Source organism: Bradyrhizobium sp. NDS-1, from assembly GCF_032918005.1.
Taxonomy (GTDB): Bacteria; Pseudomonadota; Alphaproteobacteria; order Rhizobiales; family Xanthobacteraceae; genus Bradyrhizobium; species Bradyrhizobium tunisiense.
The window spans coordinates 5,367,186-5,388,435 of record NZ_CP136628.1 but is presented as its reverse complement, the minus strand read 5'-3'; the positions used below and the strand labels follow the sequence as shown (position 1 = coordinate 5,388,435).

Sequence of the window (21,250 nt, the reverse complement as noted above, 5' to 3'; positions counted from 1 at the left end):
CCGCTGTCATCATCCGCGAAAGCGGATGATCCGGTACGCCGCGGCCTCTCTTGGAGCAAATCACTCACTGCACGGAGTACTGGATGCCCCGCTTTCGCGGAGCATGACAGCGTGTGTGGGGGCCGCCCGGCCATCACTCCCGCACCGCAGCACTCATAAGTTGCGAGAACGGCCCTTCGCCTTCTTGACAACAGTCCTTCCTTGCGTTGAACATACGCCCAACGCGTGGGCAGATGCCCAAAACGCGAGTTTGAGGGAGGTCACCGTGAAACATGTCCTGGGCGCCGTCTGCGGCGCGTCTGCACTTTTGCTGGCCGTCCCCGCGGTGGCCGAAACGATCCTGACGATCGCCACTGTCAACAATGGCGACATGATCCGCATGCAGGGGCTGACGGCTGAGTTCACCAAGAAGAACCCCGACATTTCAGTGAAATGGGTGACGCTGGAGGAGAACGTGCTGCGCCAGCGCGTCACCACCGACATCGCCACCAAGGGTGGCCAGTTCGACGTGCTCACCATCGGCACCTATGAGGTGCCGATCTGGGCCAAGAAGGGCTGGCTGGTACCGCTCGCCAATCTCGGCGGCGATTACGACGTCGCCGACCTCCTGCCCAAGATCAAGGATGCGGTCTCCGTCGATGGCAAGCTCTACGCCGCGCCGTTCTATGGCGAGAGCTCGATGGTGATGTATCGCACCGACCTGTTCGAGAAGGCCGGCCTGAAGATGCCGGAGAAGCCGACCTGGGATTTCGTGATCGACGCGGCCAAGAAGCTGACCGACAAGGGCGTTGGCACCTACGGCATTTGCCTCCGCGGCAAGGCCGGCTGGGGCGAGAACATGGCGTTCCTCTCGGCCATGGCCAATTCCTACGGCGCGCGCTGGTTCGACGAGAAGTGGGCGCCGCAATTCAACACGTCGGAATGGAAGGCGACGTTGACGAACTACGTCAATCTGATGAAGGAAGCGGGGCCTCCCGGCGCGAGCTCCAACGGGTTCAACGAGAATCTGGCGCTGTTCAACGCCGGCAAGTGCGGCATGTGGATCGACGCCACGGTCGCGGCATCCTTCGTCACCAATCCGAAGGAGTCTAAGGTCGCCGACAAGGTCGGCTTTGCGCTCGCGCCCAACACCGGGCTTGGCAAGAACGCCAACTGGCTGTGGGCCTGGAATCTCGCGATCCCCGCCGGCTCCAAGAAGACGGAAGCGGCCGAGAAGTTCATCTCCTGGGCGACGAGCAAGGACTACACCAAGCTCGTCGCGTCAAAGGAGGGTTGGGCCAACGTGCCGCCGGGCACGCGCACCTCGCTCTACCAGAACCCCGACTATCTGAAGGTCGCCCCGTTCGCGAAGCTGACGCTGGCCTCGATCGACGCGGCCGATCCGAACAAGCCGACGGTGAAGCCGGTTCCTTACGTGGGCGTGCAATACGCCGCGATCCCGGAATTCCAGGGCATCGGCACCCAGGTGGGCCAGCAATTCTCGGCCGCGCTGGCCGGGTCGATGACGGTCGATGCCGCGCTGACCGCGGCGCAGTCTGTGACCGAGCGCGAGATGAAGCGCGCCGGCTACATCAAGTGAACCCGAGCTCTTCCTCCTGAGCTCCGACTTGCGGCCATCCAAATTCATGGATGGCCGCCTTCTTCCCGAGGTTTCATTTTGACGCGTTTTCTTCCCGCGAACCGGTCCCCACTTCGCTCGAAAACGCTCTAAGGAGAAGCCAACGATGGCGACACGGCAGACGCAGTTCCTTGCGCGCTCGCTCCTGACGCCGGCGGTCGGGCTGCTCTTCATCTGGATGATCGTCCCGCTGGGGCTGACGATCTATTTCTCGACGCTGCATTACAGCCTGCTCGATCCCGGCTCCGAGTCGTTTGTCGGGCTGGAGAACTTCCGCTACTTCCTCACCGATCCCGCCTTCCTGGCCTCGCTTCAGAACACGCTGGTGCTGGTCGGCTCGGTACTGGCGCTGACGATCATGCTCGGCATTCCACTGGCGCTGCTGATGGATCAGCCGGTGGTCGGACGCAATTTCGTGCGGCTGATGGTGATCGCGCCGTTCTTCGTGATGCCGACGGTAAGCGCGCTGGTCTGGAAGAACCTGCTGATGCACCCGGTGTCCGGCCTGTTCGCCTGGCTGGCCACTCTGTTCGGCCTGACGCCGATCGACTGGTTCAACGACGTGCCGCTGTTTGCGGTGATCCTGATCGTGACCTGGCAATGGCTCCCGTTCGCGACGCTGATCCTGCTCACCGCGCTGCAATCGCTCGACGAGGAGCAGAAGGAGGCCGCCGAGATGGACGGCGCCAGCGCCGTCTCGACCTTCATCTACATCACCCTGCCGCATCTCGCGCGCCCCATCACGGTGGTGATCCTGATCGAGACCATCTTCCTGCTGACGGTTTTTGCGGAGATCTACGTCACCACGGGCGGCGGCCCCGGCCTATCCACCACCAACATCGCTTTCCTGATCTATTCGCAGGCCTTGATTCAGTACGACGTCGGCACGGCCTCGGCAGGCGGCCTGGTTGCTGTCGTGATCGCGAACGTCGTCGCCTTCTTCCTGGTCCGCATCGTCGGCCGCAATCTGGAGGCGTGACACCATGGCACGGAGGGCGACGACGCAGCAGGTGGTGGTTTCGACGATCGGGGCCTGGTTCTTCGGCTTCCTGATCTTCTTCCCGATCCTCTGGATGGTGCTGGCGAGCTTCAAGACCGAGCTCGAGGCTTTCTCCGTGCCGCCGTCCTTCCTGTTCTTTCATTGGACCACCGAGAATTACGCGACGGTGCAAGAGCGCAGCGACTATCTCCACCACGCGATGAACTCGATCATCATCGCCGGCGGCTCGACGCTCATCGCTCTCTTGATAGCCGTTCCCGCGGCCTGGTCGATGGCGTTCTCGCCGACCAAGCGTACTAAGGACATCCTGCTCTGGATGCTCTCGACCAAGATGATGCCGCCGGTCGGCGTGCTGGTGCCGATCTACCTGATCTACAAGAGCTTCGGCCTGCTCGATTCCCGTGCCGGTCTCGTCTTCATCCTGTGCCTCGGCAATCTGCCGATCGTGATCTGGATGCTCTTCACCTACTTCAAGGAGATCCCGCGCGACATCCTCGAAGCGGCGCGCATGGACGGCGCCACCATCGGCCGCGAGCTGGTCTACGTCTTGACACCGATGGCGATCCCGGGGCTGGCCTCGACGATGCTGCTCAATTTGATCCTCGCCTGGAACGAAGCGTTCTGGACGCTCAATCTGTCGACCTCGAACGCTGCGCCGCTCACCACGTTCATCGCGTCCTATTCCAGCCCGGAAGGGCTGTTCTGGGCAAAATTGTCGGCAGCCTCGACGCTGGCGATCGCGCCCATTCTCGTCCTCGGTTGGTTCAGCCAGAAGCAGCTCGTGCGCGGGCTAACCTTCGGTGCGGTGAAGTAGAGGGGCTGCCGGATCATGGGTCAGATCACACTTCAGGGCGTGCAAAAATCCTTCGGCCCGGTGCACATCATCAAGGGCGCCGACCTGGACATCGCCGACGGCTCCTTCGTCGTGTTTGTCGGTCCGTCCGGCTGCGGCAAGACCACGCTCTTGCGGCTGATCGCCGGGCTCGAAGACGTCTCCGGCGGCAAGATCCTGATCGACGGCAAGAACGTCGTCGATACGCCGCCCGCCAAGCGTGGGCTGTCGATGGTGTTCCAGTCCTACGCGCTCTATCCGCATATGAGCGTGCGCGGCAATATCGGCTTCGGCCTGAAGATGGCGGGCCTTGCCAGAGACGAGATCAATCGCAAGGTCGAGGCTGCCGCCGCGACGCTGAATCTCACGCCCTATCTCGATCGCAAGCCGCGCGAGCTTTCCGGCGGCCAGCGCCAGCGTGTCGCGATCGGCCGCGCGATCGTGCGCGAGCCCAAGGCATTCCTGTTCGACGAGCCGCTGTCCAACCTCGATGCCGCGCTACGCGTGCAGATGCGCATCGAGGTGACGCGGCTCCAGAAGCAGCTCGGCACCACCGCGATCTATGTCACCCACGACCAGGTCGAGGCCATGACCATGGCCGACAAGATCGTCGTGCTCAATGGCGGCAAGATCGAGCAATATGGCTCGCCGCTGGAGCTCTATGAGCGGCCCGCCAATCTCTTCGTCGCCGGCTTCATCGGCTCGCCCAAGATGAACTTCGTCACCGGAGAGCTCGCCCTGCAGCGCGGCGCCGCCACCATCGGCGTGCGGCCGGAGCATCTCAGGATCGAGCGCGAGGGCGAAGGCGGTTGGCTCGGAACCATTGCCGTCGCCGAGCATCTCGGCAGCGACACTTTCCTTTACGTCGATGCCGGTCCGCTCGGCATGCTGACAGCGCGCTATGTCGGCGAGTTGAGCCTGCATGCCGGCGACCGCGTGTCGCTGCTGCCAGAGCCCGCACGCATCCATCGCTTCGATCAGGGCGGCAACGCGCTGCGAGGCTGACAAGAAACGGCAAGAGAACGGCGAGAAACGGAAAGACCATCATGTACCTGGAAAAATTCAAGCTGAGCGGCAAGACCGCGTTCATCACCGGCGGCGGGCAGGGCATTGGCCTCGGCTGCGCGGAAGCACTGGCCGAGGCCGGCGCCAGGGTCATCATCGGCGACCGCGACGGCAAGGTCGCCGACAGCGCCAAGGCCAGCCTGAAGGCGAAGGGCTTTGACATCGAGACCGCGATCATGGACGTGACCGATACCAGGCGTGTGGCGGAGGTCGCGAACGACCTCGTCGCCCGCCATGGCAAGGTCGACATCCTCGTCAACAATGCCGGCATCGCCCGCAGCGAAACCCCGGCCGAGACCGTCACCGACGAGCACTGGCTCAACGTCATCGACGTCAACCTCAATGGCACGTTCTGGTGCTGCCGCGAGTTCGGCAGGCACATGCTGAAGGCCAGGAGCGGCGCCATCGTCAATGTCGGCTCGATGTCCGGCTTCATCGTCAACAAGCCGCAGGAGCAGTGCTTCTACAACGCCTCCAAGGCGGGCGTTCATCATCTGACCAAATCGCTGGCCGCCGAATGGGGCGCGCGCGGCATTCGCGTCAATGCGGTGGCGCCGACCTATATCGAGACGCCGCTCAACGCTTTCGTGAAGAGCAACGCCAAGATGTACGACGCCTGGATTGGTGGAACCCCGATGGCGCGGATGGGGCAGGTCGAGGAGATCGCCTCCGTCGTCTTGTTCCTGTCCTCCGAAGCCGCGAGCCTGATGACCGGCAGCATCGTGCTGGTGGATGGCGGCTACACTTGCTGGTAGGCTTGCGTCAAAACCGACGAAGCTGGAGCGACAATGCCGCGAGCGTATATCGGCGTCGACGTGGGGACCACGAGCACGCGGGCAGGGGTGTTTGACGAGGCCGGGACGCTGCTTGCGACCGCGCGGCATCCGATCCGGATCTGGCACGAGCCCGGCGACATCGTCGAGCAGTCGTCCCAGGACATCTGGGAGGCCTGCGTAACTTCGGTGCGAGCGGCGATGGCGGAAGCCGCCATCGCATCTGATAGCGTCGGCGGCATCGGCTTTGATGCCACCTGCTCTCTGGTCGTCCTCGACAGGCAGGGCGCGCCGCTCACCGTCAGCGCATCCGGCGACAGGCAACGCAATGTCATCGTCTGGATGGATCATCGTGCCATCGCCGAGGCGCGGCTGATCAATGAGACCGAGGATGACGTGTTGCGCTATGTCGGCGGCTCGATCTCGCCCGAGATGCAGATGCCGAAACTGCTATGGCTGAAGCGGCACCTTCGCGGGAGCTTTGACGCCGCTGGCCATTTCTTCGATCTCTCCGATTATTTGAGCTGGCGCGCGACGGGTTCGCTGCAGCGCTCGACCTGCACCGTCACCTGCAAATGGAACTATCTCGCCCATGACGGCGGCGGCTGGAGCGCGCAATTTTTCAAGCGCATCGGCCTGTCGGACTTCGTCAACGAGAAATACGCCCGCATCGGCACCGAGATCGTCGCCCCCGGCACGCGGCTCGGCACCGGTCTCACCCGCGCGGCGGCGGCCGAGCTTGGCCTGCCGCCGGGCATACCGGTCGGTGCCTCGTTGATCGACGCCCATGCCGGCGGCATTGGCGCGATCGGCGGACGCGACGGTGTGGGCGGGGCGAGCGATGTCTGCGACCGGCTCGCCTACATCATGGGAACTTCGGCCTGCATCATGGCGACGACCCGCGAGCCGTGCTTCGTGCCCGGCGTGTGGGGGCCTTATTACTCCGGCATGGTCCCGGACTTCTGGCTCAACGAGGGCGGCCAATCGGCGGCAGGTGCGGCGATCGACCATCTCCTCAAGTCGCATCCGGCTCATGCTGAGGCGAGCGCGGCGGCGCGCGGCGAGGGCCTCGACCTCATCGACTTCCTCGAGCGTCGCATCATCGCGCGTGCGGGCAGCGTCAGCCGCGCCGCTCTGCTCGCCCGCGACGTTCATGTGCTTCCTGAATTCATCGGCAACCGCTCGCCCTACGCCGACCCTGATACGCGCGCGGTGATCACGGGGCTCGATCTCGACACCGACATCGCCTCGATGGAGCGGCTGTTCGTCGCCGGCCTGTGCGGGCTCGCCTATGGGCTCGCCGAGGTGATCGAAGCCTTTGCCGCGCATGGCGTGCGCTCCAGCATCATGATCATGGGTGGCGGTGCCAGTCGAAGCCCGCTGGTGCGACAGATCATGGCGGACACGACGGGTCTCTCCGTCGCGCTGCCGCAGACCAGGGAGCCGGTGCTGCTGGGGGCGGCGATGCTGGGGGCGGTGGCCGGCGGCGCGTATGCTTCGATCGGCGAGACCATGGCCAAGATGTCGGCGCTGGGAGGGAAGAGCGAACCGACCGCGCTTGACATGGCGGCGTTTCATACGCGCAAGCGCGAGGTCTACAAGCTGCTGCGCGAAGTCGATCGCGGCAGCCGCGCGGCGATGCGCGACATCGCGAGAGGTTGAAAGACATGCTGATTGCCTGCGGCGATGCGCTGATCGATTTCGTCCCGACGCGAAATGCCGAGGGGCGCGAGGCGGTGATGCCTGCGGTCGGCGGCTCATGCCTGAACGTCGCGATCGGCATGGCGCGGCTCGGCGCGCCGACCGGCTTTGTCGGCGGCATCTCGACCGACCTGTTCGGAGGAATGATCGCCGATCACGCCGCCGCCTCTAACGTCGACCTCAGCCTCGCCACCCGCAGCGACCTTCAGACCACGCTCGCCTTCGTCCGCATCGTCGCGGGCGAGTCGCACTATGCCTTCTACGACGCCGGGACCGCGACGCGAAACTGGGCCTACCGGCGCGGGTCTATTCCCTTCGATACGGTCGAGGCCGTTCATGTCGGCTCGACCACGCTCGTCAACGAGCAGGGAGCCGCCGAGACCAAAGCCCTGATCGCGGATGCGCGCGCATCCTCGACGATCTCCTTCGATCCGAACTGTCGGCCCAATCTGGTCAAGGACAAGCAGGCCTATCTGGCGCAGATGGCCGAGTTCGCGGGCAGCGCCGATCTCGTCAAGATGTCGGACGTGGACTTCGCCTACCTCTTCGGCGAGGAGCGTTACGAGCAGCGAGCGAGTGCGCTACTGCGGCAAGGCGCGAGCCTCGTTGTCATCACCCGCGGCGACAACGGCGCGATCGCATGGCACGTCGGGGCAGGAGCGATCGAGGTCACCTCGCCGCAGGTCAAGGTCGCCGACACCATCGGCGCCGGCGACAGCTTTCAGGCGGCGCTGCTGTTCGCTCTGCACAAGCTGGGACGCATTGCCCGGCCGCGATTGAAGAACATCGGAGCGGACGAGCTCCGCCGCGCACTGTCCTTTGCCGCCAATTGCGCCGGCCTGACCTGCACCCGCCCGGGCGCCGACCCGCCCCGGAGCCGTGAGATCACCTCGCCCTTGTAGCCCGTCACAGCGGCGCGACGACTTTCTCGGCGCATTTGAGGAAAGTTCGGATCAGCGGGCTCTGAGAATCCCGCCGCCAGCAAACCGCGATATCGATGGAATCGGTGGCGTCGCGCAGCGGCCTGAACACGATGCCGCGTGGTGCGCCGAGCTGCGCGCAGGCCGGCAGGATGGCGAGGCCTTCACCGGCCAGGACCAGGCTCATCGCCGAATGCACCGTCTCCACCCGGCTCGCGATCGGCATCACGATTTGATGTCGCCGCAGCAAGGCCGCGACCGCGGAGGAGGCGGGGTCGTGGTCCGGCCATGGCAGCGCGATCAGGGGACGGCCCTGCAACTTCGCCATCGGCACCGCGCCGAGGCGGGCGAGTGGCGAGCGGATCGGCATCGCCAGCATGAACGGTTGGGCGCCGACCCGCGCCACCTGGATTTCAGGGTGATGAATCGCCGGCATGCACAGCGCGATCGTGACGCTGCGGTCGAGCAGCCGCGCCTCGCGCGTCGAGGCACTGAGCTCGGCGAAGTCGAGGTCGACGCCGGGAATCGAGCGGCGCAGCTCGGGGATCAGGCGCGGCAGCACCGCATTGGCCAGCACGAACATGTAGCCGACCGACAGCCGGCCGCGTCGCCCGGATGCAACCGCGCGCGCGGCTTCGGCGCCGTCGGCCGCGAGCGCCAGCGCCTCGCTGGCGCGCGCCAGCAGGGCCTGGCCGGCCTCGGTCAGGTCCATGCCGCGCGTGCCGCGGCGGAACAGGGGCGCGCCGATCTCGGCTTCCAGCTTGCGGATCTGGACGGAAAGGGGCGGCTGCGCCATCCGCAGCACCTCGGCGGCCTTGCCGACGCTGCGCGCCTCGGCGACGGCGACGAAATAGCGGAGCCGGCGAAGATCCATTGGCATACCGAAAACGTATGGGTTGGCGATCAAAATGGTATTGGACGGCAAGTTAACAAAACTGTCATTCTCGCTGTCAATGGCTGGGCCAACGGCGGCCCGCTCCGGAGCGTGAAGTGACGATGAACGGCGATCCCTGCCTGCTGTCCGCAACTGAACTGCGTGGGCTTATCGCCACAAGGAAGATTTCCCCCGTCGAGATCACCCGTGCCGTGCTCGCGCGCGCCGAGGCCCTCCAGCCCGAACTGAACTGCTTCATCACGCTGTGCGGCGACGAGGCGATGGTGCAGGCGCGCGCGGCGGAGCGCAAGGTGATGGCCGGCGAGCCGCTCGGCCTGCTCCACGGCATCCCCGTCACCGTCAAGGACATCGTCAACACCAAGGGCGTCAAGACCACCTTCGGCGCCGTTCCCTACAAGGACAACGTGCCGAATGAGGATGCCGTTGCGGTGGCGCGGCTGCGCAGCGAAGGCGCGATCCTGATCGGCAAGACCACGACGCCGGAATTCGGCAGCAAATGCCTGACGGACTCGCCCTTGTTCGGCCGTACCCGCAATGCGTGGAGCGCAGAGCGCTCCTCGGGTGGCTCCAGCGGCGGCGCGGCTGTTGCAGTTGCCAGCGGCATCGCACCGCTCGCGATCGCCACCGACGGCGGCGGTTCGACGCGGATTCCCTCCGCCTGCAACGGCGTGGTGGGCTTGAAGCAGAGCAACGGCGTGATCCCGCACAGCCAGGCGCTGGACGTGTTCGGCAACCAGACCTATGTCACGCCGACCACCCGCACCGTTGCCGACACTGCGCTGATGATGCAGGCGATCTCAGGCGAGGATCCCAGCGATCCCTGGTCGATCGGCGTTCCTGTGCCGGATTTCGTCGGCACGGTTGCCGCGCGCGGCAATCTGCGCGGACAGCGGATCCTGTACTGCCTGACGCCGCCGGGCCGTCCGGTGTCCGCAGAGGTCGCCATCAGTTTCAAGGCGAGCCTCGACCGGTTGGCAGGGTTAGGGGCCGAGCTCGAGGAATTTTCCGGCGAAGGTTTCGATATCGAGCCGATCTGGCGCGCCATCAACCACACCGTCTGGCGCACGCGCTTTGCCAAACTCGCGACCGAGCACAAGGACGAACTGAGCGAGGCTTTCCTCAAGCAGCTCGCGCTCGCCGCCGAGGTCAGCGGCGCCGACTACCAGGAGGCGATGTTCGCGCGCACCGCGCTGTTCCGCCGGGTGCAATCGCTGCTTGCGCGCGGGCACGTCCTGGCGATGCCGACACTCACGCGGACCGCGCTGCCGATCGAGCAGGATCTATTCGGCAGCATCGAGATCGACGGCAAGCATTTCGACAGCGTCCGCCCGAACTGGTTCCCCTGGACCATGCCGTTCAACATGACCGGCCATCCCGCGGTGAGCCTACCCGCGGGCTTCGGCCGCGACGGCCTGCCGATCGGGCTTCAGCTCGTCGGCCGCTTCCGCGCCGACGCCGAATTGCTGCGCGTCAGCGCACTGTTCGAGGCTTCGACCGACCTTCTGTCCCGCTGGCCGGCTTGAGGAGATGGGCATGCAGCAAAGAGCTTGCCTCGGGGGACCGGACATGTTGATCGTGCTGCAGCCGAGCCCTGAAGCCGAGCGCGCATGAGCGTCTTTGTCCTCCGACGTCTGTTGACCTTGCTGGCGACGCTGGTCGGCGCCTCGCTGATCATTTTTCTGGTGCTCGACGCGCTTCCGGGCAACGCGGCGCAGATGCTGATGGGCGCCGACGCCTCGCCGGACGCGGTCCGCGCGCTCACCGTCAAGCTCGGGCTCGACCAGCCGCTGGCGGTTCGTTATCTGCACTGGATCAAAGGACTTCTCTCCGGCGATCTTGGCAATTCCTATGTCTACGGCACGCCGGTCGCCAGCCTGATCGCGGAGCGGCTGGTGCTGACGTTTCCGCTCGCCATCATGGCCATGACGATCACGGTGACGCTGGCGCTCTCTGCCGGCATCTACACCGCCGCCAACCACAACAAGCTTGGCGACGTCGGTGTGATGTCGCTGACCCAGGTCGGCATCGCGCTGCCGAACTTCTGGTTCGCGATCCTGCTGGTGCTCCTGTTCTCCGTGCGGCTGCAATGGCTCTCGGCGGGCGGCTTTGCCGGTTGGGAGGACGGCATCTGGCTCGGCCTGAAGTCGCTGCTGCTGCCGGCGATCTCGCTCGCGGTGGTGCAGGCCGCGATCCTCGCGCGCGTCACGCGCTCGGCCGTCCTGGAAGTGCTGCGCGAGGACTTCGTCCGCACCGCGCGTGCGAAGGGGCTCGGCAAGCGCGAAGTGCTGTGGGGCCACGTGCTGCGTAACGCCATGATCCCCGTCATGACGGTGATGGGGCTGCAGTTCGCCAATCTGCTGGCCGGCACCATCGTGATCGAGAACGTGTTCTACCTTCCGGGTCTTGGCCGCCTGATCTTCCAGTCAATCGCCAACCGCGACCTCATTGTCGTGCGCAATTGCGTGATGCTGCTCGCGACCATGGTCGTCATCGTCAATTTCGTCGTCGACGTTCTCTATGCCTTCATCGATCCCCGCATCAAGGTTCACGACCTGTGAGCGCGCCCATGACCATTGACGCGCCGATGGCAGCGCGCCGGGTGCCGGCCCGTACGTTCTGGAGCCGCGCGCTGCGCCACCGCAGCTTCGTGATCGGCGGTTCGCTGAGCCTGTTGGTGCTCGCATCCGCGCTGCTCTCGCTGCTGTGGACGCCGTGGTCGCCGTACGAGATCGACATCGCTTCAAAACTTCGGCCGCCTTCGGCAGCGCACTGGCTCGGCACCGATTCCTTCGGTCGCGATATCGTCTCGCTGCTGCTCGCCGGCGCCCGCTCCACCATCATGGTCGGTATCATCGCTGTCAGCATCGGTCTCACCTTTGGCGTCACGCTCGGCCTGATCGCGTCGGCCCGGCGCGGCTGGACCGAAGAGATCATCATGCGCTTCTCCGACTTCACCTTCGCCTTTCCGGCCGTGCTGTCCGCGATCATGCTGGCCGCGGTGGCGGGACCGGGCATGGTGACCTCGATCGTCGCGATCGGCATCTTCCAGATCCCCACGCTGACCCGGCTGACGCGCGGTTCGGCCAACGCGATCTGGGCGCGAGAATTCGTGCTGGCCGCACGGGCGGCGGGCAAGGGCGCCTTCCGCATCACCATCGAGCACGTCTTGCCCAACATCCTGTCGATCCTGATCGTGCAGGTCACCATCCAGTTCGCGCTTGCGATCCTTGCCGAAGCGGCCTTGTCCTATCTCGGCCTCGGCACGCAGCCGCCGCAGCCGTCCTGGGGGCGGATGTTGAACGATGCGCAAACGTTGCTGTTCCAGTCGCCGATGCTCGCGGTCTATCCGGGCGCTGCGATTGCCATCGCCGTGCTCGGTCTCAATCTCCTCGGCGATGGCTTGCGCGACCTGCTCGATCCACGATTGGCACGGGAGCGATGACGATGGGCGAGCGCTCCAACATGCCGCTGATCGAGGTCGCCAATCTCGGCGTGCGCCTCAATACCAGCCGTGGCCCGGCACAAGCCGTGCGCGGCGTCAGCTTCGCCCTGAAGCGTGGCGAGACGCTCGGCCTCGTCGGTGAGTCCGGCTGCGGCAAGTCGGTCACCGCGATGTCCCTGATGGGGCTGCTGCCTGATAGCGCCGTGGTCTCGGGCAGCATCAAGCTCGACGGCAACGAGATCGTGCGATTGCCGGACGCGGAATATTGCCGCCTGCGAGGCAACCGCATCAGCATGATCTTCCAGGAGCCGATGACCGCGCTCAACCCGATGCACACGATCGGGGATCAGGTTGCCGAGCCGCTGCGGCGTCACAAGAGATATTCGGCGGCGCAGGCGCGCAACGAGGCGATCGCCTTGCTCGATCGCGTCGGGCTGCCCGACCCGGCGCGCCGCGTCGATGCCTATCCGCACCAGTTTTCCGGCGGCCAGCGCCAGCGCATCACCATCGCCATGGCGCTCGCCTGCGAGCCTGATTTGCTGATCGCGGACGAGCCGACCACCGCGCTCGACGTCACCATTCAGGGCCAGATCCTCGATCTCATTGCCGACCTCGTCGAGGAGCGCGGCATGTCGATGATCCTGATCTCGCACGATCTCGGCGTCATCGCCGAGAACGTGCAACGCATGATGGTGATGTATGGCGGCACCGTCGTCGAGAGCGGGCCGACCGACGAGGTGTTCCGGCGGATGGGACATCCCTACACGCAAGGCCTGTTCCGCGCCCGGCCGAAGCTCGGCGCGCGCAAGGGGACGCGGCTGAAGACGATCTCGGGCACGGTGCCGGAGCTCGCCGATCTACCCTCCGGCTGCACCTTCTCCGACCGATGCCCGCTCGTGATCGATCAGTGCCGCGCCGCGCTGCCACCCATGGCCGACGTTGGGCCCGGACACTTCGTACGTTGCATCAGGACGGATGTCTCGATGGCAGAACGCGTCGGAGCGCTGACCGCATGAGCACCACGCCGCTTCTCGACGTGAAGGATCTCGAACAGCGCTACGCTCTGCCGCGGGAAAGCCTGTTTCGCCCGCCGGGGCAGGTGCGTGCGCTCAATGGCGTGAGCGTGCAGGTTGCCGCGGGCAAGAGCCTCGGCGTCGTCGGCGAATCCGGTTCGGGCAAGTCGACGTTCGCGCGGTTGGTGATGGCGCTGGAGCGGCCGACGTCGGGCCAGGTCGCGCTGCTCGGCCGCGATCTCAATCGCATCTCCGCCGACGAGCTGCGTCGCGCCCGCCGCGATTTCCAGATGGTGTTCCAGGACCCTTACGGCTCGCTCGATCCGCGCCAGACCATCGCCCGCATCGTCGCGGAGCCGCTGACGGTGCTGGAGGGAGCCGATCGGGCCACGTTCCGTGAACGCGTCGCCGCGGCGCTGCGCCAGGTCGGTTTGCGCGATGCCGACATGGACAAATATCCGCACGAATTCTCCGGCGGCCAACGCCAGCGCATCGCGATCGCGCGCGCGCTGATCACCCAGCCCAAGCTGATCGTCGCCGACGAGCCGGTCTCCGCGCTCGACGTCTCCGTGCAGGCGCAGGTGCTGAACCTGATGCAGGACCTCCAGGAGCAATTCGGCCTGAGCTTTATCCTGATCAGCCACGACCTCGCCGTCGTCGACTATCTCTGTGACGAGGTCGCGGTGATGTATCTCGGCCGCATCGTCGAGCAGGGCCGCCCCGAAGATCTGTTCGAGCATTGCGCGCATCCCTACACGCGGGCGCTGCTGGACGCCGTGCCGCGGGCGCGCGCCGGCGGCGGCCGGCGGCGGCGCGGGGCCCAGGCCATCGCCTCGCAAGCGGCGGCGGCGACCGGCTGCGCCTATGTCTCGCGCTGTCCGCTCGCCGACCAGCATTGCCGCGAGGTTCCGCCTGAGTTACGCAAGGTCGGCGAGGGGCACCTTGCCGCCTGCCACAGGGCCGAGGCCGTGATGGCGTTGCCGCAGATGGCCATGGAAAGTTAGTGTCCGGATCAGGATTGGCGTAGGCTTAGAACGGAACAGGGCCGGGGAGTTAGGCATGTTGAGGAAATTGTCGATCGTCGCGTTTGCCGCCGCGCTCATCGCGGCGCCTTTGCCCGTGCTGGCGCAGAGCAAGAAGGACAGCGTCGTCATGGCGATGGCGCTGGAGCCTCCGGGGCTCGATCCGACCAACGCGGCCGCTGCCGCGATTGCCGAGGTCACGCTCTACAACATCTACGAGACCCTGACCAAGATCAACGAGGACGGCTCCGTCGCGCCGCTGCTGGCCGAGAGCTGGACCGCATCGCCCGACCTGAGGTCCTATACGTTCAAGCTGCGCAAGGGCGTCAAATTCCACAACGGCGAGCCATTCGATTCCGCCGCGGTGAAGTTCTCGTTCGAGCGCAACGCCGCGCCGAACAGCACCAACAAGGACAAGAGCCTGTACCAGGCTTTCGAGAAGGTCGAGGCTCCGGACCCCGAGACGGTCGTGATCACCCTGAAATATGGCGAGCCGAACCTGCCGTTCCTGCTGGGGCAGGCGGGCGGCTCGATCGTCGAGCCGAAGAGCGCCGCGACCAACATTACGCAGCCGGTCGGCACCGGGCCCTATCAGCTCGGGACCTGGGCCAAGGGCTCCTCGATCACGCTGACCAAATGGGCCGACTACCGCAACGCCGCCGCGGTCAAGCTGTCCAAGGTGACGATCCGCTTCATCTCGGAGCCGGCGGCGCAGACCGCAGCGCTGCTCTCGGGCGACGTCGATGCGTTTCCGCGCGTCGCCGCACAGCGTGCCATGGCGCAGTTCAAGGCCGATCCGCGCTTCACGGTGCTGGTCGGCGGCTCCAGGGCCAAGACCATCGTCGCGATCAATCACCGCAAGAAGCCGCTCGACGACGTCCGCGTCCGCCGTGCCATTCTCGCCGCGATCGACCGCAAGGCGATGATCGACGGCGCCGTCGACGGTTTCGGCACGCCGATCGGCAGTTTCTACGTGCCGGGCGCGCTCGGCTATGTCGACACCACCGGCATCAACCCCTACGACCCCGAGAAGGCCAAGAAGCTGCTCGCCGAGGCCGGCGTCACCACGCCGCTCGAATTGTCACTGAAGCTGCCGCCGCCGTCCTATGCGCGGCAGGGCGGCGAAATCGCCGCAGCCCAGCTCGCAAAGGTAGGCATCATCGCCAAGATCGAGAACGTCGAATGGGCGCAATGGCTGTCGCAGGTCTTCGCCGGCAACGGCCCGCACAATTTCGATCTCACCATCATCAGCCATGTCGAGCCGTTCGACCTCGTCAAGATCACCGAGGCGGACTACTATCTCGGCTACAACAACGCGGCGTACAACGCGCTCTACAAGCAGATCGTGTCGACGCCTGACGAGGCGGGCCGCGCAAAGCTGCTCGGTGACGCCCAGCGCATGCTCGCGACCGACGCCGTCTCCGCCTACCTGTACCAGCCGCAGCTCATCACCATCACCAACAAGAAGCTGAAGGGCGTCTGGAAGGACGTGCCGCAATACGAGAACGATTTCTCGACGTGGTATTGGGAGTAGGGCAGGGCCAGCACGCGCCCCTCGAAAACAAAAATCTGAAAAACAACCCCATGCACAGTAACCGGGCGTAGTCATTTCAATGACTTGCGTGATGCCTGCTGCGGGGCTGGCGCGGTGCGCCGCGACGTTGACCCGTCGGGCAAAACACTGGCAACATGGCAACTGGCGGCCTGATAGTTCGGGACGCTCCGTCAGGCGAGGCCGCCGTGAAGAAGCCATCGCGCCGCGATGCCGATATCGCCGCGGCGACCGTTAAGGCCGAGCCGCCGGCCCCCCTGAAACTCGCCAATGCCGCGATGAGCGATATCGCTCAGGCCCTGTCCCACGGACAGGCCGACGCGACGGCGCTGACCAAAGCTTATCTCGCGCGCATCGAGGCCTATGATCGCGGTGGGCCCGCACTGAACGCCGTGCGCGCGCTCAATCCCGAGGCGCTCGGGATCGCGGGCAAGCTCGACGGCGTAAAACCATCGGCCAGGCAGCCGCTGGCCGGAATCCCGATCCTGGTGAAGGACAACATCGCCACCGGCGACGAGCAGCCGACCACGGCGGGCTCGCTGGCGCTGGAGGGCGCGCACGCGAGGGACGACGCGACGATCGTCAAGCTGCTGCGCGATGCCGGCGCGGTGATCCTGGGCAAGGCGAACCTGACGGAATTCTCCAACATGCTCGCGATCGACATGCCCGCGGGCTACTCCTCGTTGGGCGGTCAGGTGAAAAATCCCTACGCGCCGGCGTTGATGGACGATCGCGGCTTCCCGCTCGTGCTGCCGGGTGGCTCGAGTGCGGGGTCGGCGGTCGCCGTGGCGGCCGGGCTGTGCGCGGCTTCGATCGGCACCGAGACCTCGGGCTCGCTGCTGTACCCTGCCAGCCAGAATGGCCTCGTCACTGTCAAGCCGACGGTCGGACTCGTCAGCCGCGCCGGCATCGTGCCGATCGCGCACAGCCAGGACACCGCGGGGCCGATGACGCGCACGGTGCGTGACGCGGCCATGCTGCTGAACGTGCTGGCGGCCGATGACCCGCTCGACCCAGCGACGGAGTTGCAGCGGCGGCCGGCCGATTACACCGCCGATCTCACGCGCGATGCGATGAAGGGTGCACGCATCGGTGTGCCGAGCGACCCGGCCGACCCGCTGAACGATCCCTTCTACGGCAAGCTGTCGCCGAGGTCGGCCAAGGTGATCGCTGACGCGATCACGGTGCTGGAAGACCTGGGAGCCGTCATCGTGCGCGCCGGCATGCCGCCGGCTGGCTGGATCGGCGGGCCGGGTACGACCATGGCCGTGCTGAACCGCAATCCGCTGAGCCGCCACAAGGGCACTGTCGCGAGGCCGCCGGTGATCTTCCTCTACGAGCTGAAGCGCGATCTCGACCTCTACCTCAGGGATTGGGCGACCGACACCGACATCAGGAGCATTGCCGACATCGTCGCCTTCAACGCGGCGCATGCGGAGAAGGCGCTACGCTTTGGCCAGGACCACTTCCTGGCCGCGAACATGACCAGGGGCGATTTGAGCGAGCGCGAATACAAGTCGGCGCGTGCCATGGATTTGCTCTCCGCCAGGACCCGCGGCATGGACGCCTACATGAACCGGCACAAGCTTGACGCCGTGCTGTTCCCCGGCAGTGAAGGATGCGGGATCGCCGCAAAGGCAGGCTACCCCAGCGTCATGGTGCCGGCCGGTTTCATCTCGGGAGCGGACGACAAGGACACGCCCGACTACCCGCTCGGGATCACCTTCGCAGGCCGGGCCTGGAGCGAACACAAGCTGCTGCGTCTGGCCTACGCCTATGAGCAGGCTTCCAACATGCGCCAACCGCCCCCGGATCTGGCGGGCGTTTAGACCGTACTCGCCGGGCTGCGCCAAAGGACATGTACGAGCAAAGGGAAAGCGGACATGCGCGCCTGCTGTTGGACCTGAAGCGGACGTTCCGTCGCGTTGCTACCAAGTTTAGACCACGGATGATGCATTAGAGCGTCCAGGCGCGACGGCGACCTGCAAAGTCGCGGAGCTAAATCGTTCAATAAGGAAGTCGAGAAACACCCGAACCTTAGGCAAACGGTGACGTCCAGCCAGGTAAAGAGCCGACAGCGGTACGGCTTCGGCGTGATGAGTTTCCGTAAGTAACGGTACGAGCAAGCCACCGCGGATCGAGTCGCCGACGACCAGATCGCTAAGCCGAACGATCCCGGCACCATCAAGCGCCAATCTGAGCGCAGCCTCGGCGTTATCGGTCACCACTCGTGGTTTAATTTCGATCTCCTCTATCTTTCCATGGTTCCGGAATGCCCATCGGTAGGGAGTTTGAAACGCCATCACTATGCAACTATGTTTGGCGAGATCGGCTGGAGTTTGCGGCACGCCGTAGCGGGCGAGGTATGCTGGCGATGCGCACAATAGTCGCGTAACATCCGCGAGCTTTCGCGCCGTCAAAGCCGTCTCCGCCACCGGACCAGCCCGGATCGTCATGTCCGCGTGCTCTGAGACCAGATCGACGACGCGATCAGTCAATGCAAGCTCGACGTCGATCTCCGGGTAGCGCGTCAGGAAGTCGGGCATTGCCGGTGCCAACTGATGAATTCCGAACCCAATGCTGGTGTTGATACGCAGATGCCCCCGCGGCGCGGCGCGCAACGTCGCGACTTGCGCTTCGGCTTCTTGGATATCGGCAAGAATCTGGCGCGCGCGAGCGAAATAAATGTCACCTTCAGGCGTGAGCGCCAGCCGCCGGGTCGTTCGATGAAGGAGGCGCACGCCAAGCCGATCCTCCAACCGCGTGACAAGCTTGGAAACGGCTGAAGGGGTCAGCCCGAGCGCTGTAGCAGCGTTTCCAAAGCTTTGGCGCTCGACAACTTGGACGAACGCCCGCATCTCGTCGGGGCTACTCATATTCGATCCAAAAATTCATCAATCTATTTCCCGATATCAGGATTATCATTGTTTGAGCGTGGAATACAGTCCCCTCATGACGAAGAACGGAGGGCACGGTGGCCCGGTCAACGAAAGTTCGACGTCGCCAGAATTGAGCGATCGATTTCGACTCCATTGCGATGAGTGTTGCCCTTCGGGGATAGTGGTTCTCAATCGTTCGGCCCGTCTTGGGTATGTTTCCTGCCGGCAGAAGACAAAGCGATGCGCTCAAGAACCGCGATGCGCACGTGCATCTCGAAACAGCAGGATTAGCAAAAAGGGAGCGCTTCATGAAAGTCAGCGGCGCGTGCCACTGTGGCTACATAGCTTTTGAAGCGGAGGTTGATCCTGCCAAGGTGCTGATCTGTCACTGTACCGATTGCCAGACGTTGTCTGGCGCGGCCTTCCGTACGGTCGTGGCGACGAAAGAAGGAAGCTTCAAATTGCTGTCGGGCGCGTTGAAAGTTTACGTCAAGACCGGGGAGAGCGGAAACAAGCGAGAGCAGACGTTCTGTCCTGATTGCGGTACACCAATCTATTCGGCGCCGATCGGCGAAGGCGCAAAAGTCCTAAGCTTGCGCGTCGGCGCCATCAAACAGCGCGACCAATTGATTCCGGCCGATCAGTTTTGGTTTCGCTCAGCGCAAAAGTGGCTGAGTACCTTGCCGACAATAAAGAAGATGGAAACCCAACCTGTGTTTGGCCCGCGAGGCGGCTTTAATCGTTAGAGCACGACACGGCGCCACTCAATCGGCGCCGTTGACCCACAGCAGACATCGACGACTTGTCCCCCAGGGTTCCTTCGGCTTAATTAGGTGCACCGCTGGAGCGGGCCCGGACCGTGGAGGTCAAGTCATGAACCGACCGTCGGCTATCAACGCTACCGATGCGCTCAGCACCTATATTTTGGCGAAGGATACTAACCGTCCGCAATTGATGAAAGATGCATTCGCATCGGACTGCGAATTGAAAATGACTGTAAAGACGGATGCCATATCGTTTCCAAGCTCAGCGAAGGGATTAGATGAAGTCACTCAAGTTCTGGTGACAAGCTTCGGAGACCAATACCAGAATGTGCGTACGTTTTGTCTCTCGCGACCAAGTGCAGACTACCTTCCGCACTTCCAATGCGATTGGCTCGTTGGAATGTCTGCAAGGCAGGGAGGTGCCATTCGCGTGGGATGCGGACGATACAATTGGCATTTTAGTTCGGGCGACGATAGGCGCGTGAGCAAGCTCGCGATCGACATCGAAGTTATGTGCGTACTTCCTGCCGAGACCTCGGAGCCGATCATGCGTTGGCTTGGGGCGTTGCCATATCCTTGGTGTTCAAATCAGCAAGCCTATCGCACCATTCCCGCCATTGACGCCCTGCGACCTATAAAAAGCTTCCTGGGATCATCGGCGTAGCCACAGTCGCTGCCTTAGGTTTCCGCAACTGGCCCTTTGCGTTGGATCCCAACGGCATTATGAATCCCGGAAAAATCTTCTAGGAAGCCGCAGTCAAAATGCTTTTTATGCAATTGGGATCTGCGCGGCTGCAGCTTCCAAAGTCCGCTTTGGCCGGAGGGGTTACGGAGCGGTCCATTTGACCCTTGACCCTTGGCCATTCGAAGGCGGAGTCTTTCCGACGGACAATTAAACTGCGGAGCAGGATTCATGAACGACACCTCCTCGCAATTATTCTATTTCTACAATCGTCATCCCATCTCGCACGATATTATCGTCGCCAAACTGCGAACAAGCCGCGGGCATCTCGACAATTTGCGCCCGGAGGACCTGTATGCGTACGACCAGGACCATTATGGCGGCCTCAGCGCCACGGACGAACTGGCGCGACAGGCGCAGATCGGTCCCGGAACGACCGTCGTCGACTTTTGCGCCGGTCTTGGCGGGACGGTACGCTATCTCGCTCACAAATACGGAGCTGACGTCACCGGCGTTGAGTTGACGCCCGTTCGCGCTGCAGGCGCGCAAGAACTAACCAGGCTGGTCGGCCTTCAGGGGACGGCGCGGATCATTGAGGGCAACGTGATGGACGTCCAACTGGCCGATGCGAGTGCCGATGCGGTTTTCAGCCAGGAATCATTCTGTCACGTCCCGAATGTAGGAAGGGCACTGGCGGAAGCCAGGCGCATTCTAAACGCAGGCGGCCGATTGGCTTTTACAGATTGGGTCGCCAATCAGCCGCTTGCAGCCGCGGACGCGCAGCTGATGTGGGACGGCATGGCAATTCAGCCGCTCCGTTCGATTCCGGACTATCAGCGCTTGGTCGAGGACGTTGGCTTGAAGGTGCTCTCTGTCACTGACTTGACTGAGGAATGGCAACCGATCCTCAAAGAGCGGCTCGCGATGTACCAACGGCTGCGCGAGGAAGCGAAGCAGTCCGGAACTCCAGAGGGACACGACGCATTTCACGAATCTTACATTCGATTCGTCGACCTCATTCAACAGCGCAAGCTCGGCGGCGTCCGAATTGTAGCAAACAAGTAGGCGGCAACGCTCCGTGCGTGTCATCGG

The 21,250-nt window shown here is 64.2% G+C and carries 19 protein-coding genes; 17 read left to right on the top strand and 2 right to left on the bottom strand.

All coding sequences use genetic code 11. The annotated features are described in order from the left end of the window. Nucleotides 1-265 precede the first annotated feature (265 nt). From RX330_RS25195 to RX330_RS25165, 7 genes are all read left to right on the top strand, one after another. Nucleotides 266-1,579 (top strand): ABC transporter substrate-binding protein, encoded by a 1,314-nt coding sequence (locus RX330_RS25195; RefSeq protein ID WP_317240265.1) that lies wholly within the window; start codon nt 266-268, stop codon nt 1,577-1,579. A gap of 145 nt (nt 1,580-1,724) precedes the next feature. Then, complete coding sequence (locus tag RX330_RS25190) at nt 1,725-2,597, top strand: carbohydrate ABC transporter permease (protein ID WP_317240264.1); 873 nt, start codon at nt 1,725-1,727, stop codon at nt 2,595-2,597. A gap of 4 nt (nt 2,598-2,601) precedes the next feature. Then, nucleotides 2,602-3,432: a carbohydrate ABC transporter permease gene (locus RX330_RS25185; protein ID WP_317240263.1), complete on the top strand. Its 831-nt coding sequence runs from the start codon at nt 2,602-2,604 to the stop codon at nt 3,430-3,432. A gap of 15 nt (nt 3,433-3,447) precedes the next feature. Then, nucleotides 3,448-4,455: an ABC transporter ATP-binding protein gene (locus RX330_RS25180; RefSeq protein ID WP_317240262.1), complete on the top strand. Its 1,008-nt coding sequence runs from the start codon at nt 3,448-3,450 to the stop codon at nt 4,453-4,455. 41 nt (nt 4,456-4,496) lie between these two features. Next, nucleotides 4,497-5,270 (top strand): SDR family NAD(P)-dependent oxidoreductase, encoded by a 774-nt coding sequence (locus tag RX330_RS25175; protein WP_317240261.1) that lies wholly within the window; start codon nt 4,497-4,499, stop codon nt 5,268-5,270. A 33-nt stretch (nt 5,271-5,303) separates the two neighbouring features. Beyond that, entirely contained in the window at nt 5,304-6,950 is a 1,647-nt protein-coding gene (locus RX330_RS25170; RefSeq protein ID WP_317240260.1) for an FGGY-family carbohydrate kinase, read from the top strand. 5 nt (nt 6,951-6,955) lie between these two features. Continuing rightward, the gene (locus RX330_RS25165) at nt 6,956-7,891 is read left to right on the top strand and encodes a carbohydrate kinase family protein (RefSeq protein ID WP_317240259.1); all 936 of its coding nucleotides are present in this window, start codon (nt 6,956-6,958) and stop codon (nt 7,889-7,891) included. Nucleotides 7,892-7,895: 4 nt separating this feature from the next. Here the strand turns inward: RX330_RS25165 and RX330_RS25160 are convergent, their stop codons facing one another. Then, nucleotides 7,896-8,783, bottom strand: coding sequence for a LysR family transcriptional regulator (locus RX330_RS25160; protein WP_212092420.1), 888 nt, complete (start codon nt 8,781-8,783; stop codon nt 7,896-7,898). 122 nt (nt 8,784-8,905) lie between these two features. Here RX330_RS25160 and RX330_RS25155 point away from each other — a divergent pair, with 122 nt between their 5' ends. The 7 genes from RX330_RS25155 to RX330_RS25125 all read left to right on the top strand — a co-directional run bounded on the left by RX330_RS25155 (nt 8,906) and on the right by RX330_RS25125 (nt 17,662). Beyond that, the gene (locus RX330_RS25155; protein ID WP_212092499.1) at nt 8,906-10,327 is read left to right on the top strand and encodes an amidase; all 1,422 of its coding nucleotides are present in this window, start codon (nt 8,906-8,908) and stop codon (nt 10,325-10,327) included. Between the two features lie 84 nt (nt 10,328-10,411). Next, entirely contained in the window at nt 10,412-11,362 is a 951-nt protein-coding gene (locus RX330_RS25150) for an ABC transporter permease (RefSeq protein WP_317240258.1), read from the top strand. Continuing rightward, on the top strand, nt 11,359-12,246 hold the full coding sequence (locus RX330_RS25145) for an ABC transporter permease (RefSeq protein ID WP_317240257.1): 888 nt from the start codon (nt 11,359-11,361) through the stop codon (nt 12,244-12,246). The genes RX330_RS25150 and RX330_RS25145 overlap by 4 nt, the downstream gene beginning before the upstream one ends. A 2-nt stretch (nt 12,247-12,248) precedes the next feature. Beyond that, on the top strand, nt 12,249-13,262 hold the full coding sequence (locus tag RX330_RS25140) for an ABC transporter ATP-binding protein (protein ID WP_317240256.1): 1,014 nt from the start codon (nt 12,249-12,251) through the stop codon (nt 13,260-13,262). After that, the gene (locus tag RX330_RS25135) at nt 13,259-14,263 is read left to right on the top strand and encodes an ABC transporter ATP-binding protein (RefSeq protein WP_317240255.1); all 1,005 of its coding nucleotides are present in this window, start codon (nt 13,259-13,261) and stop codon (nt 14,261-14,263) included. The genes RX330_RS25140 and RX330_RS25135 overlap by 4 nt, the downstream gene beginning before the upstream one ends. A 55-nt stretch (nt 14,264-14,318) precedes the next feature. Continuing rightward, nucleotides 14,319-15,815 (top strand): ABC transporter substrate-binding protein, encoded by a 1,497-nt coding sequence (locus RX330_RS25130; RefSeq protein ID WP_317240254.1) that lies wholly within the window; start codon nt 14,319-14,321, stop codon nt 15,813-15,815. Between the two features lie 206 nt (nt 15,816-16,021). After that, nucleotides 16,022-17,662 carry an amidase family protein gene (locus RX330_RS25125; RefSeq protein WP_317240253.1) on the top strand — a complete coding sequence of 547 codons (1,641 nt, stop codon included), beginning with the start codon at nt 16,022-16,024 and terminating at the stop codon, nt 17,660-17,662. Between the two features lie 108 nt (nt 17,663-17,770). Here RX330_RS25125 and RX330_RS25120 read toward each other — a convergent pair whose 3' ends face one another. Then, entirely contained in the window at nt 17,771-18,709 is a 939-nt protein-coding gene (locus RX330_RS25120; protein ID WP_317240252.1) for a LysR family transcriptional regulator, read from the bottom strand. A gap of 311 nt (nt 18,710-19,020) precedes the next feature. Here RX330_RS25120 and RX330_RS25115 point away from each other — a divergent pair, with 311 nt between their 5' ends. From RX330_RS25115 to RX330_RS25105, 3 genes are all read left to right on the top strand, one after another. Beyond that, nucleotides 19,021-19,458, top strand: coding sequence for a GFA family protein (locus RX330_RS25115; RefSeq protein WP_317240251.1), 438 nt, complete (start codon nt 19,021-19,023; stop codon nt 19,456-19,458). A 127-nt stretch (nt 19,459-19,585) separates the two neighbouring features. Next, nucleotides 19,586-20,140 carry a hypothetical protein gene (locus tag RX330_RS25110; RefSeq protein ID WP_317240250.1) on the top strand — a complete coding sequence of 185 codons (555 nt, stop codon included), beginning with the start codon at nt 19,586-19,588 and terminating at the stop codon, nt 20,138-20,140. Nucleotides 20,141-20,389: 249 nt separating this feature from the next. Then, nucleotides 20,390-21,223 carry an SAM-dependent methyltransferase gene (locus RX330_RS25105; protein ID WP_317240249.1) on the top strand — a complete coding sequence of 278 codons (834 nt, stop codon included), beginning with the start codon at nt 20,390-20,392 and terminating at the stop codon, nt 21,221-21,223. The last annotated feature ends 27 nt before the right edge of the window (nt 21,224-21,250 follow it).